Here is a 13,104-nt window from a genome sequence, read left to right as displayed (position 1 = left end):
AATAACGTGTTGTAGGCCGGCTCAGCGAAGCGTCACCCGCGTTTAACGCTGTACGTAATGCATTAAAAAGTACTCACCTTCCGGCGAGTCACCCTTCGCTTCAATATGCCAGCCGTGGCGCTGGTAAAAGGCAACAGCCCGGTCATTCTTTACCAGACACTTCAGCGAACCCGTACTGGTGAACGCGTTTTGCACCTGTTCAAGGAGCAAATGACCGACGCCCAGACCTTGATACTGCGGATCGACAAACAGATTATGCAGGAAATTGTCGTTCGTCCACACCGAAGCAAAACCCAGTCGATGCCCGTCCTGAACGGCCACCCAAATCACTTCGTCGCGGGTTGCCGCGTCAAAGTCTTCAAGCTGCCACTCGGAACCGTCCAGCCATGGCCAGGCCTCGCGCCGCGCGTGGAGATAGAGTGTTCGCAAAAAGGGGCGATCGCTCTCCTGCCAGGGCCGAATTAAAATGTCATTAGCGGTGATAGAAGATATCTCCATTGTAGGCTTTGTAGATTTTGCCATCTGCATCGCCAATCAGGACGTAGTTCTCGCCCATATAGGTCCAGTGGGTACCCGCATCCGGGGCCGGCAGGTTACGCAGCTGGTACTGTTTAATGGTGTACTCAGGCGTTTGATACTGCGCCGGTGCGGTGTCGCCAATCTTGAATTTGGTGAAATCAGCGATGAACTCTTGTTCCTCATAGGCTTTAATGCCTGATGGCGCAGCGGCGGTTTGCGGGGCAGAAAACGCGGAACCCGCCAGAGACAGTAATACACCCAGAAGCAGCAATTTACGCTTAGCCATTTTTTCTCCAGTGATATCGTTACAGATACTTTTCGTCTGCGGGTTCATGGAACGCGAGGCAGACAGTCCATTTTAAGTACCAAAGCATGGTGTGTTTGAAAAAAAATGTAACAAAAGTGGACGGTTTTGTGTAGTCGTAATGACGCGCGCAGTATCACTACAGTCAATATCTCCCGAATTTGATATTTCCAATATTTATTATTTCATTAATCAATTCTGAAAATACCTTCTCACTTCGCAAATGGACTGTTCAACGCATGCTTTCCCACGTAAGAACATTTAATATCGCCTCCGTATGACATCAATCTCTTTCCATTTTTTTCAAAAGAATGGGAACGATTTTGCTTTTTTTATCGCCAGGAAGGGAAACGTTGTCTGTTTTTTGTAATACGTCCGCTAAAACAATAACCCGTTGAAAATTTTAATGTAAATGAATTTATTTTTTATCTGTTTAACAACAAACACAACAATAAAAGAACTTTTTATATAAATGAAAAATACAATGCTATTTTCACTTTTATTTCTTTCAGTCGGCCAGTTAACTGGTTGCGTATTTTCGCCAGGTCAGGATCTCAGCATTACCGGGAAAAAAGTCATGACTGACGGAGAAACAAATTATCAGCTCGATCAACACGTGGAAATTTATCCCCTGACCCCGGCGCTCATTGAAAGATTGCGACCGCCTGTCCTCAAATCTCAGGCAAATCCTACTCTGGATGAGCAGGTTAAAAACTGGGAATACCGCATAGGCACCGGCGACATCCTGACGGTCACCGTCTGGGATCATCCGGAATTAACCACGCCCGCAGGGCAGTATCGTACCGCGAGTGACGCGGGTAACTGGGTGAATGCGGATGGAACGCTCTTCTACCCCTACGTCGGAAAACTGCATGTTGCAGGCAAAACGGTCGCGCAGGTGCGTGAAGCAATCACCGCGCAACTGGAGAAGGTTATTGAGAGCCCGCAGGTGGATGTCAGCGTGGCGTCTTTCCGCTCACAAAAAGCCTATGTGACAGGAGAGGTGGCAAAATCAGGCCAGCAACCGATAACCAATATCCCGTTGACGGTAATGGACGCGGTCAACGCCGCAGGTGGGCTTTCAGCGGATGCCGACTGGCGTAACGTGGTCCTCACGCATAATGGCCAGGACGCGCGCCTTTCGCTCTATGCGCTGATGCAGCACGGTGATTTAAGCCAGAATAAGCTGCTGTATCCGGGCGATATCCTCTTTGTTCCGCGTAACGATGCCTTAAAAGTGTTCGTGATGGGCGAGGTGGTGAAGCAGAGCACGCTGAAGATGGATCGTAGCGGAATGACCCTGGCGGAAGCCCTGGGGAATGCAGGCGGGCTGGATCAGAATATGGCCGATGCAACCGGGATTTTTGTTATTCGTTCGGTAGCGAAAAAAGGGGCGACGGACAAAATTGCCAATATCTATCAGCTCAATGCGAAGGATGCCTCCGCGATGGTACTGGGGACGGAATTCCAGCTGGAACCGTATGACATTGTCTACGTCACCACCGCGCCGTTGTCACGCTGGAATCGCGTGATCACACAGCTGGTACCCACCATCAGCGGTGTCCATGACCTGACCGAAACCGTCCGCTTCATCCGTTCATGGCCGCAATAATGTTCAACTCAATCTTAGTGGTTTGCACCGGCAATATTTGCCGTTCGCCGATGGGGGAGCGGCTGTTGCGACAACAGCTGCCCGGCAGACTTGTGACATCGGCTGGGATTTACGGATTTGAAGGACGCCCGGCGGATGCAACTGCACGGGAGGTGGCCCGGTGTTACGGCGTTTCGCTGGAGGGGCACGTGGCACGCAAGATGACGCGCAGCATGTTGCAAACTTCCGATTTAATTCTGGTGATGGAGCCGGAGCACCTGCGTTTTATTGCCGCTGTGTCGCCCGAATGTCGCGGAAAATCGCTGCTGTTTGGCCAATGGCTGGAAAACAGGGACATTCCCGATCCTTACCGCAAAAGTCGTGAAGCGTTTGAATATGTTTTCGGGCAGCTGGTAAAAGCCAGTCAGGAATGGGCTCGTCGTGTGGGTCAAAAAGGAATGAAGCGTTAATGTCTTCTCATACATCAGACAAATACGGTGCTGCCGCACCGCACAGTAATGAAATCGATCTTATGCAGCTACTTGCTGAGATGATTGATCACCGCATGCTAATCGGGCTGGTCACGCTCCTGTTTACGGTGTGCGCGGGGCTCTACGCGTTTAGCGCCACGCCGGTCTACCAGGCGGATGCCCTGGTACAAATAGAAGCAAAGCAGGACAACTCGTTGCTTAAAAGCTTAAGCCAGTTTGGGTCTGACCTTTCACCCGACGCTGAACCTGAACTGTTGCTGCTTAAATCGCGCATGATCCTGGGGGGAACCGTTGATAATCTGGGGCTGACATATCAGGTAACACAGCGCGTTCTCCCGGTTGTGGGGCGCCTCTGGGAACGTCTACGCGGCAGCAAACCGGGCAACATGACGATAGGTGAGCTTACCCTGCCCCAGCAGGAGGGGAAACCGCAAGCGGTTGTCCTGACCGTGCTGGGGCAGGGCCGGTATCGTCTGGAAGGGGAGACGCTTAAGGCTGACGGTAGGGTTGGCAAACGGCTGGTGAAAGACGGGATCACGCTTCTGGTGACCTCGCTCAGCGCGGAGCCGGGGACCCAATTTACCCTTCAAGCCTTTACCAGGCTTGAGGCAATTAACGCGCTGCAGAAGAGACTTTTTGTCGCGGAATCCGGTAAACAGAGCGGTATGATCACCCTGACGCTGACGGGTGAAGACCCGGACAGGATAGCGGTGGTGCTCAATACGATTGCAGAAAATTATCTCAGCCAGAATATTGCGCGCCAGGAGGCACAGGATTCCCGAAGTCTGGCGTTTTTGCAGGAGCAGTTACCTAAGGTCCGTCACGAACTGGATGAGGCCGAAGCACGACTGAATGCCTATCGGGCGCAGCGCGATTCCGTCGACTTATCCCTTGAGGCGAAGTCCGTACTGGATCAGGTCGTTAACGTGGAAAATCAGCTCAACGAACTGACCTTTCGTGAGGCAGAGGTTTCTCAGCTTTTCAAAAAGGATCACCCGACCTATCGCGCATTACGGGAGAAGCGACAAACGCTCGAAGAGGGACGCGCGCGCCTGAACAGCCGGGTTTCATCTATGCCTTCTACCCAGCAGGAAGTGTTGCGCCTGAGCCGTGATGTTGAGTCCGGGCGTACCATTTACCTGCAGCTGCTGACACGCCAACAGGAACTGAACATTTCACGCTCCAGCGCCATCGGCAACGTGCGGATCATTGATACCGCGGTTACGCAACCTGAGCCAATAAAGCCCCGTAAAGCGCTTATTATTCTGCCTGGCGTGCTGCTAGGGCTGATGGTCTCCATGGGTTGGGTGTTGGTTCGTACTGCCTGTCGGCGAGGGATCACCTCGTCAGAGCAAATAGAAGAGCAGGGGATGCCGGTTCTGGCGACGCTGCCGCGCTCGGTCTGGCTGTGGAAAAAAACGCATTTGCGCCGAAAGCACTTTTTGGCGCCCCACGGGAAACACAAAACTTCGGATATCCCCTTCCTGCCCACAGACCGGCCAGCGGATATGTTTGTTGAAGCGATGCGCGGACTGCGTACCAGCCTGCACTTCACGATGATGGACGCCTCAAACCAGATCGTGGTGATTACGGGCCCCACGCAGAATTGCGGCAAAACGCTGGTCAGCACGTCACTGGCATCAATAGCGGCTCAGGCCGGAAAACGGGTGCTCTTTATCGATGCGGATATGCGTAAAGGCTATGTGCATAATCTCTTTAAGCTGAACAACCATCACGGATTATCCGCTGTCCTTGAGGGAAATGTGGCGTGGCAGGAGGCGATCCAGCGCGTTGATAAGGCGGGATTTGATGTTCTGACCTGCGGTCCTCAGCCGTTACGTCCCGCGGAGCTGCTCATGGGAGAACGCTTCCAGGAGGTGATGTCGGGGATGAACGCACACTATGACGTTGTTATCGTTGATACACCGCCGGTGCTGGCCGTGACCGATGCGGTGCTGATTGCCAGAGTGGCCGCAACCACGTTACTGGTTGCCCGCTTTGGTAAAACCAACGTGAAAGAGACGGAAAACTGTGTAAAGCGTCTGCAGCAGATGGGTGTGCAGGTGAACGGTGCCATTCTCAATGATATCGTGAAATCTGCGGCGCTGTATTACAGCGCGGGGTATAGCCATTTCGACTACGGCTATACCCCGAAGGAAAAGAGGCGTGAGGGTTAGTGCTTCACCAGCGTGGCGAAGTAATACACCAGGGGAATGGCGAGGATCCAAAGACCGACGGGGATATCGCGCCATTTCCCGGCAATCGCTTTGATAACGATATAAAACAGCAGCCCGCCCGCAATACCGGTCCCGAAACTGTTGGCAATCAGCGTAATCATCACCATCATCAACACCGGCAAGCCGTCGGTGAAGTTCGCCAGATCAACCTTACGTAAACCGCTAAACATATTCAGCCCGATGAGGATCAGGGCGGGCGCCGTGGCTTCTTTCGGGATCATCAGCGCCACAGGGGTAAACAGCAGCATCAGCAGGAACATTACCGCCGCGGCCAGCGCGGTCATGCCGGTTTTGCCGCCGGCTTCCGCGGCTGCGGACGATTCAATCAGCGCCGTGGCGGCAGGAATGCCTACCCACGGGCCAATCGCGGCGGCAATGGAGTCCACCATAAACGGGCGGTTAATGTTTGGCATATTGCCTTCTTCATCCAGCAGCCCTGCTTCCCCGCCCACCGCCAGCGTTGTTCCCATGGTGGAGAAAAACTCGGAGGCGAAGAAGACAAACAGGAATGGCAGAAAGGCAATATTCAGCGCGCCCAGCATATCGACATGCCCGAGGACGGGAGCGATGGAATGGGGCACATCGATAAAACTGGCGGGTAATTTCGTGACGCCCATCGGAATACCCACGAGGGTCGCGAGCAGGATAGCCCACAGGATCGCACCCGGAATACGACGAGCCTGCAGGCCGATAGCCAGGAACAGGCCGAGCAACGCCACCAGCGCACCGGGTGATAAAAAATCTCCCAGCATCAGTGCGTTCGTTTTGGCATTCGCCAGCACCAGCCCGGCGTTGCGGAAACCGAGTACGGCGACAAACAGCCCGATGGAGGCCGTCAGCCCCAGCTTGATGGACTGCGGCACCGAGCGGGTCACCACTTCACGCAGGCCAAACCGGGTCAGCAGGAAGAATAAAATCCCCGACCAGCAGGCGATACCCAGACCAATTTGCCAGCCAATGCCTTCACTGCCCGCAAGCGTCACCCCGACCAGCACCGAGCCACCAATTCCTGGCCCGACGATAAACGGCAGGTTGGCGTAAAACGCCATCAGCAGCGTCCCGGCAACGAAGACCAGAATGGTGCCCGTGGTCGCGGCGCCTTTGTCCATTCCTCCCACGGCCAGCAGCCCCGGGATCACCACCAGCAAATAGGCGGCGGCGAGAAAACCGGTGATACCCGCCAGGCACTCGGTGCGCACGGTGCTCCCGCGTGCACCGAGTGCAAAACGACGTTCAAGCCAGCGCCCTGGTGCTGGCGAATTCACGGTATTGTCGGCCATTATCCGGCTCTCCTTCGGTATTATTGTGTGTTGTCCGGGGTTTCCCGGTAAGAAATCAGCGGATCGACAATCTGGCGCGTGCTGCCATCGGTCAGTCCAAGATCGGTCAAATGTGGCCCGGCATTACAGGCAAGGCAGGTTCCTTCGATGGCCTTAAAGACACGATACGGCGGTTCCCAGTCGGCAATCAGACTGCTGCGATCGCGCAGCGTCCTGAACTGCAGCGCCAGCTCGGCAGGTGGCAGTTCCGACAGCATGCCCGCAATCGGCATGGCAACGTGGGCAATCACGTCACCCTGTTGCGCCAGCGCCATGCCACCACCGCTGTTGATAAGCGTATTGGCAGCCAGCGCCATATCGTTCGGATCGCGGCCCAGAACCACCAGGTTGTGAGAGTCGTGCGAGTAGCTGGTGGCAATCGCCCCACGCAGTTCCCCCCAGCCTTCAAGCAGGGCAATTTGCGGTTTTGCTGCATGACGGGCATGGCGATGCTGAACCCAGATCAGGCTAAAACCGTCCGGGATCTGCACGCACCCGTTGCGCACCTGCACATCTGTTTCACCCCAGCGGGTAAAGCGCGCGCCGCAGATGTGGCGCAAGCGAGCCACGCCATGGTTCGCGTTGCCAATACGCATGCAAAAATCATCAGCGGTCAGGGCAGACAACCGTACGGTATCACGCGGCAACGTAAGAGGCGTATCAGCAACGGGTTCGAGCGTTGCCCCGTCCCGGGCAATCAGCTTTCCGGCGACGTAGACCTGGCGCGCCGTCAGTTTATCCAGCGAGTCAAACACCACCAGATCCGCGCGACGCCCGGCGGCAATCAGCCCCAGGTCGTTACGCTGCAGGCGAATGGCCGCATTGAGCGTTGCAAAACGCAGTGCGTCGGTGGCCGCTAATCCATGTTCAATCAGCAGGTTCAGCAGCGCGATAATCCCGCCTTTTTCCATGAGGATGTCTGGCGGAACATCATCGGTGCAAACCGTGATGTGAGACGAAAGATGGGGGAGCGTTTTCAGGGCGCTGACAATATCGGGCAGCAGATAAGGGTGCGAACCGCGGATCTCCAGCGTCAGCCCGGCACGCAGTTTTTCCAGCGCATCGTCAGCCGACGTTAACTCATGGTCAGAAGTCACGCCTGCTGCCAGATAAGCCTGTAAATCCGCACCGCTGAGACCGCGGGCATGGCCTTCAATCAGCTTTCCGCTGTCGAGTCCGGCCTGCATAATTTCAAGCATACGCTGGCTGCCATTAAGCACCCCGTGCATGTCCATCACTTCAGCCACACCGCGCACTTCCGGCCAGCCGAGCAGGGTGTTCATCTCGTCTCCGGCAAAATCCGCCCCGGACATTTCCAGGCCGGGCGTTGAGGGCACGCTTGAAGGCGCGGCGACCATCACCTGCAGCGGCAGATTGCGGCTGGCCTCAATGGCAAAACGGACGCCGTCAATGCCCAGCACGTTGGCCAGTTCATGCGGATCCCAGAAGACCGCCGTGGTGCCCTGTGCAAGCACAATCTCCGCGTAGCGGGCGGGCATAAGATGGGAGCTTTCAAGGTGGACGTGGGTATCCATCAGCCCTGGCGACAGAAACTGGTTGTTCAGCGCGTGGGTCTCATGTGCGTCGTTGCGGCTGCCGCGCGGATGGACGCTGGCAATCAGTGATCCCACGATACCGACATCCGCTTCGCGGATCTCCCCGGTGACCATATCCACAATACGGGTATCGGTGAGCAGCAGGTCAAAGGGCATTTCGCCTCGTGCAGCCTGAACGGCGCGGCGTCGGGTTTCAGCAGTCATGCAATTAACAGTTCCAGCATCAAAATAATGACGCTACTCTATGCACACGGCAAACGTTTGCCCAGCTGATAAAATTTATCGCCCGATAACCCCGGGTTATTCTGTGACGCGTGTAATGGATAATCATGACGGAACCCTGGCAGCGCTTGCCCGCGCTCTCTCTTCGACAGCTACAGTATTTTGTCACTCTGGCGCAGCTGCGTCATTTTACTGATACCGCCAGCAAACTGGCTATCAGCCAGCCGGCGCTCAGCAGTGCGTTGCGGCAAATCGAGACGGTGCTTGGGGGCAAACTGGTTAACCGGACCGCCTCGGCCGTGACGTTGACGGAGCTTGGCAATGCCATCCTGCCGCACGCGCAGCGGGTGCTCAGCGTGGCGCAGCTTGCGTTTGACGACATGCAGCACATTGTTCAGGCGGGCGGAGAAGGTACGGTGCGTATCGGGCTGATCCCTTCCGTGAGTTCGCTGCTGTTCCCCTTGTTGCCCCGAACGCTCGCGCAGGCTTTTCCCCGCCTCAGGGTGGAATTTCACGATCAAACCAACGATGCGCTGGTGGCCCAGCTGCTGAAAGGGCAGATTGATTTCGGCATTGGTGCGCTCGATAACTCGGTTCCCGACCAGCTGAACGTGTTTCCCTTACAGGATGACCCGTTTGTCGCGGTCATTCACAGCGACGATCCGCTGGCCGCGTCGGCGCACCTGCCCTGGAAGCAACTGGCAGGGCGGGATATCGCCGTGTTCTCAAAAGGTAATATTCAGCGTCTGGTTGCGGCGCTCGCGGAAAGCCACCGTTTGTCGTTGCCGACACGCTATCAGGTGGACTACATCGAAACTTTGTATGGTCTGGTGCGCTCGAAACTCGCCGTGGCGATTTTACCGCAGCTCTATACCACGCACCTCCAGGACCCGCAGCTCAGGGTGGTACATCTTCAACAACCGGCCCTGGCCCGCACGGTGGCGTTAATGCGCGCCCCGCAGCCGCTTCCTCCGCTTATCGAATCCTGCTTTACGCTGATGGCCGACACGTTGCGAACGAAATGACCCGACACTTCTTTACAGCGTGATGGCGCATTGCTCGCTAAGATGACCGTCGATTCATCAAGAGGTCACAATGGAAAACCGCAAATTCAGTCGACTGCGCCGCTGGGCGCGGGAAGGAATCATCTTCTTTCTGCTCGCGCTGGCCGTAATGTGGGGCGTGGATCAATACCGCAAGCCCACACTCCCCGCCAGCTTTAGCGCTGCACCGATGCACAGCATCGACGGAAAGAGCCACGATATAACGGCACTCAGCCAGGAACGCCCGCTGCTGATATACGTATGGGCAACCTGGTGCAGCATCTGCCGGTTTACGACGCCCTCGGTCAATACGCTGGCAGAACAGGGTGGCAACGTCGTGAGTATCGCCATGCGTTCCGGCGACGATGCAAAGCTGGCGCGCTGGGTCGACAAGAAACACCTGGTCATGCCGGTGGTTAACGATGCCAACGGTGCGCTGTCGCAGGCGTGGCAGGTGAGCGTAACACCGACGCTGGTGATCGTGTCGAAGGGGAAAGTGGTCAGTACTACTACGGGGTGGACAAGTTACTGGGGAATGAAGCTCAGACTGTGGTGGGCAGGGCTGTAAAGAGAGCCCCTCTTCCGGCGGAAGAGGGGCTGGATATTACTTCGCCAGAACTTCCTGTGCGGTACGCTCAACCAGCGACAGCAGGACTTTAATGTCCTCCAGGGTCACGGTTGGGTTCAGCAGAGTCAGCTTCAGGCAGGTGACGCCGTTATGCTCGGTCACGCCGACGTTAGCACGGCCGGATTCCAGCAGCGCATCACCAATTTTCTGGTTCAGCAGGGCGATACCCGCGTTGTCCATCTGTACCTGTCCACGGAAGCGGAACAGTACGCTTGCCAGCTGCGGCTGCATAACCAGTTCCAGAGCAGGCTGCTCTTTCACGTAAGCCGCAACCTGCTGTGCCAGCGTAACACCGTGATCGATGATCGCCGCGTATTGTTCCTGACCCAGCGCTTCCAGGCTCATCCACAGCTTCAGCGCGTCGAAACGACGGGTCGTCTGCAGAGATTTGGACACCAGGTTAGGCACGCCAGCTTCTTCATCGAACTCAGAGTTCAGATAGGCCGCCTGATAGCGCATCAGCTCATAGTGGCGCGCTTCTTTGAGCAGGAACGCACCGCAGCTGATGGTCTGGAAGAACTGCTTGTGGAAGTCCAGAGTAACGGAATCCACCAGCTCGATACCGTCCAGATAGTGACGATACTGCTCGGACATCAGCAGCGCGCCGCCCCAGGCCGCATCAACGTGTACCCAGATATTCTGTTTCGCCGCCAGTTCAGCAATGGCACGCAGCGGATCGATTGCACCTGCATCGGTAGTACCGGCAGTAGCAACAATCGCCAGGATCTGCTCGCCATTAGCATTGCACTGCTCAATTTTCGCTGCCAGATCGTTGAGATCCATGCGCGAGAATTCATCCGTTTTCACCTGCACGACGGACTGGTAGCCCAGACCCATCAGCGCCATGTTCTTCTGCACGGAGAAGTGTGCGTTTTCAGAGCACAGCACGCGGATTTTACGCAGATCGCCAACCAGGCCGTCCTGCTGAACGGAATGACCCTGACGCGCGAAGAACGCATCACGGGCCAGCATCAGACCCATCAGGTTGCTCTGCGTGCCGCCGCTGGTGAACACACCGGCGTCGCCAGCCTGATAACCCACGCGGGTACGCAGCCATTCGATCAGCTTGATCTCAATGATGGTTGCGGACGGGCTTTGATCCCAGGAGTCCATGCTCTGGTTAGTGGCGTTAATCAGTACTTCCGCCGCCTGGCTAACCACCAGGCTTGGGCAGTGCAGGTGCGCCACACACTGCGGGTGATGAACGGACAGGCTGTCTTTCAGGAAGAACTCCACGGCGCGTTCAATCGCCGCTTCGTTGCCCAGCCCTTTCGGGTTGAAATCCAGCTTAATACGGTCGCGCAGTTCCGCGACCGTTTTGCCCTGATACATCTCAGGCTGTTTCAGCCACTGCATCACAGCCTGAGTGCTTTGTTCAATCGCCTGCTGGTAAGCTTCAATGCTCTGCGCAGAGGAGAACAAAATTGGGTTTGAATCTGACATCGTGTTCAACAACTCCGGTTACGCCGGGCGAACGCCCGCAGCAAGCAGCGCCTGCTCGAATTTATCCAGGAAGACTTTCAGCTCATCATCGCTGATCAGCAGGGAAGGCAGCAGACGCAGAACAATACCGTTGCGACCACCGCGCTCCAGAATCAGGCCGGCTTCGAAGCACTTCTTCTGAATCAGTGCAGACAGCTCGCCATCACCCGGGTAGCAACCCATGTGGTCTGCCGCTTCGTGTGGCTTAACGATCTCAATCCCGATCATCATGCCCAGGCCGCGAACGTGACCGATAACCGGATAGCGTTTCGCCATCTCGTTCAGCTGGCCTTTCAGCCATTCGCCCTGCGCGGCCACTTTGCCCGCGATATTCTGGTCTTTCAGGATTTTCAGCGTTGTCAGACCGGTTGCCATTGCCAGCTGGTTGCCGCGGAAGGTACCGGTGTGGTGGCCTGGTGCCCACGCATCGAACTGTTTTTTGATGCCGAGTACCGCCAGTGGCAGACCGCCGCCAACCGCTTTAGACATCACGATGATGTCTGGCTCAATGCCCGCGTGTTCGAAGGCGAAGAATTTACCGGTACGGGCAAAGCCAGCCTGAACTTCGTCGAGGATCAGCAGAATGCCGTGTTCCTGAGTCACTTTACGGATGCGCTGCAGCCACTCAACCGGAGCCGGGTTCACGCCGCCTTCACCCTGAACGGCTTCAAGGATCACTGCCGCAGGTTTACGCACGCCGCTTTCAACGTCGTTGATCAGGTTTTCGAAATAGTAGGTCAGCGCTTTCACACCCGCTTCACCGCCGATACCCAGTGGGCAACGGTACTGGTGTGGGTAAGGCATGAACTGCACTTCTGGCATCATACCGTTAACCGCTTCTTTCGGAGACAGGTTGCCGGTAACGGCCAGTGCGCCGTGAGTCATACCGTGGTAACCACCAGAGAAGCTGATGATACCGCTACGACCGGTCACTTTTTTCGCCAGTTTCAGCGCTGCTTCAACGGCATCAGCACCGGATGGACCGGTGAACTGCAGGCAGTACTCTTTGCCCTGACCAGGCAGCAGAGAGAGCAGATATTCTGAGAACGCGTCTTTCAGAGGCGTAGTCAGATCCAGAGTATGTAACGGCAAGCCGCTGGTAATGACATTTTGGATGCTTTTCAGCACATCAGGATGGTTATGTCCAAGCGCAAGGGTGCCTGCGCCTGCTAAACAGTCAAGGTATTCTTTATTGTCTGCATCGGTGATCCACACGCCTTCTGCTTTAGTGATTGCTAAAGGCAGTTTGCGCGGATAACTCCTGACGTTAGATTCAAACTCGGCCTGACGGGCCAGATAGGTTTCGTTGCTTTTGTGGGCATCTACGGTGTCAATACGGACTTTATCCGTCATCATATCACTCCTACAACCGCCGCTTCGTTATGAGCAACGATTGAATAAAAAGTTAAAAAACAGATGGGGGCCTGAAAAAAACGCCGCCAATATAGAGCCTTTTGTCACGAGGCTCAATGGTTAATTTGTTTACTGTTTTATGACATGCGGTACGGGGGAGGGAATATCCTCATTTTAAGAATAAAAATTGCGCTTTATGCCAAACAAAAACAGCCGGTTACGCGTATTTTGTCAGGACTGTAAAAAGAGAGAAAAGTGTGTGACAAATCGTGCCATTGAGGGACGTTAAGGGGGGCAGATAGGCCCTTTAAGCGCATTATCTCGACATTACCTGCAAAATACCGGGGTCACGACAGGTT

Annotated in this window: 11 protein-coding genes; 5 read left to right on the top strand and 6 right to left on the bottom strand. The window is 55.6% G+C overall.

What is annotated here, in order from left to right; genetic code table 11:
- Positions 1 to 42 precede the first annotated feature (42 nt).
- Positions 43 to 498 (bottom strand): GNAT family N-acetyltransferase, encoded by a 456-nt coding sequence (locus BH714_RS11225; RefSeq protein WP_014170875.1) that lies wholly within the window; start codon positions 496 to 498, stop codon positions 43 to 45.
- The gene (locus BH714_RS11220) at positions 473 to 805 is read right to left on the bottom strand and encodes an RcnB family protein (RefSeq protein ID WP_008500887.1); all 333 of its coding nucleotides are present in this window, start codon (positions 803 to 805) and stop codon (positions 473 to 475) included. The genes BH714_RS11225 and BH714_RS11220 overlap by 26 nt, the downstream gene beginning before the upstream one ends.
- Before the next feature lie 490 nt (positions 806 to 1,295).
- On the opposite strand from BH714_RS11220, the gene BH714_RS11215 reads away from it, so the two are divergent.
- Genes BH714_RS11215 through BH714_RS11205 form a run of 3 tightly spaced genes read left to right on the top strand, consistent with a single transcriptional unit; the run spans position 1,296 to position 5,082 of the window.
- Positions 1,296 to 2,435, top strand: coding sequence for a polysaccharide export protein (locus BH714_RS11215; protein ID WP_040017977.1), 1,140 nt, complete (start codon positions 1,296 to 1,298; stop codon positions 2,433 to 2,435).
- The gene (locus BH714_RS11210; protein ID WP_020883220.1) at positions 2,435 to 2,884 is read left to right on the top strand and encodes an arsenate reductase/protein-tyrosine-phosphatase family protein; all 450 of its coding nucleotides are present in this window, start codon (positions 2,435 to 2,437) and stop codon (positions 2,882 to 2,884) included. The genes BH714_RS11215 and BH714_RS11210 overlap by 1 nt, the downstream gene beginning before the upstream one ends.
- Positions 2,884 to 5,082, top strand: coding sequence for a polysaccharide biosynthesis tyrosine autokinase (locus BH714_RS11205; protein ID WP_040017976.1), 2,199 nt, complete (start codon positions 2,884 to 2,886; stop codon positions 5,080 to 5,082). The genes BH714_RS11210 and BH714_RS11205 overlap by 1 nt, the downstream gene beginning before the upstream one ends.
- Here the strand turns inward: BH714_RS11205 and BH714_RS11200 are convergent.
- Entirely contained in the window at positions 5,079 to 6,422 is a 1,344-nt protein-coding gene (locus BH714_RS11200) for an NCS2 family permease (protein WP_040017975.1), read from the bottom strand. The genes BH714_RS11205 and BH714_RS11200 overlap by 4 nt on opposite strands.
- 20 nt (positions 6,423 to 6,442) lie before the next feature.
- Complete coding sequence (locus BH714_RS11195) at positions 6,443 to 8,221, bottom strand: adenine deaminase (protein ID WP_040017973.1); 1,779 nt, start codon at positions 8,219 to 8,221, stop codon at positions 6,443 to 6,445.
- Between the two features lie 122 nt (positions 8,222 to 8,343).
- On the opposite strand from BH714_RS11195, the gene BH714_RS11190 reads away from it, so the two are divergent.
- Both BH714_RS11190 and BH714_RS11185 read left to right on the top strand, forming a co-directional pair.
- The gene (locus BH714_RS11190) at positions 8,344 to 9,264 is read left to right on the top strand and encodes a LysR family transcriptional regulator (protein ID WP_160890458.1); all 921 of its coding nucleotides are present in this window, start codon (positions 8,344 to 8,346) and stop codon (positions 9,262 to 9,264) included.
- 70 nt (positions 9,265 to 9,334) lie between these two features.
- The gene (locus tag BH714_RS11185) at positions 9,335 to 9,850 is read left to right on the top strand and encodes a protein disulfide oxidoreductase (RefSeq protein ID WP_040017971.1); all 516 of its coding nucleotides are present in this window, start codon (positions 9,335 to 9,337) and stop codon (positions 9,848 to 9,850) included.
- A gap of 36 nt (positions 9,851 to 9,886) precedes the next feature.
- On the opposite strand, the gene BH714_RS11180 is transcribed toward BH714_RS11185, so the two are convergent.
- Positions 9,887 to 11,353 carry a pyridoxal phosphate-dependent decarboxylase family protein gene (locus tag BH714_RS11180; RefSeq protein WP_040017970.1) on the bottom strand — a complete coding sequence of 489 codons (1,467 nt, stop codon included), beginning with the start codon at positions 11,351 to 11,353 and terminating at the stop codon, positions 9,887 to 9,889.
- An 18-nt stretch (positions 11,354 to 11,371) separates the two neighbouring features.
- Complete coding sequence (locus BH714_RS11175; protein ID WP_014170865.1) at positions 11,372 to 12,748, bottom strand: diaminobutyrate--2-oxoglutarate transaminase; 1,377 nt, start codon at positions 12,746 to 12,748, stop codon at positions 11,372 to 11,374.
- Positions 12,749 to 13,104: the final 356 nt, after the last annotated feature.

This window comes from Enterobacter ludwigii, from assembly GCF_001750725.1.
Lineage (GTDB): Bacteria > Pseudomonadota > Gammaproteobacteria > Enterobacterales > Enterobacteriaceae > Enterobacter > Enterobacter ludwigii.
Note: the sequence above shows the minus strand (reverse complement) of the source record. Positions and strands in the feature narration are given on the sequence as shown.

Excerpts from the sequence above, each read along its gene's own strand:
- BH714_RS11225 (WP_014170875.1), bottom strand. The coding sequence starts at position 498 with ATGGAGATATCTTCTATCACCGCTAATGACATTTTAATTCGGCCCTGG.
- BH714_RS11220 (WP_008500887.1), bottom strand. The coding sequence starts at position 805 with ATGGCTAAGCGTAAATTGCTGCTTCTGGGTGTATTACTGTCTCTGGCG.
- BH714_RS11215 (WP_040017977.1), top strand. The coding sequence starts at position 1,296 with ATGAAAAATACAATGCTATTTTCACTTTTATTTCTTTCAGTCGGCCAG.
- BH714_RS11210 (WP_020883220.1), top strand. The coding sequence starts at position 2,435 with ATGTTCAACTCAATCTTAGTGGTTTGCACCGGCAATATTTGCCGTTCG.
- BH714_RS11205 (WP_040017976.1), top strand. The coding sequence starts at position 2,884 with ATGTCTTCTCATACATCAGACAAATACGGTGCTGCCGCACCGCACAGT.
- BH714_RS11200 (WP_040017975.1), bottom strand. The coding sequence starts at position 6,422 with ATGGCCGACAATACCGTGAATTCGCCAGCACCAGGGCGCTGGCTTGAA.
- BH714_RS11195 (WP_040017973.1), bottom strand. The coding sequence starts at position 8,221 with ATGACTGCTGAAACCCGACGCCGCGCCGTTCAGGCTGCACGAGGCGAA.
- BH714_RS11185 (WP_040017971.1), top strand. The coding sequence starts at position 9,335 with ATGGAAAACCGCAAATTCAGTCGACTGCGCCGCTGGGCGCGGGAAGGA.
- BH714_RS11180 (WP_040017970.1), bottom strand. The coding sequence starts at position 11,353 with ATGTCAGATTCAAACCCAATTTTGTTCTCCTCTGCGCAGAGCATTGAA.
- BH714_RS11175 (WP_014170865.1), bottom strand. The coding sequence starts at position 12,748 with ATGATGACGGATAAAGTCCGTATTGACACCGTAGATGCCCACAAAAGC.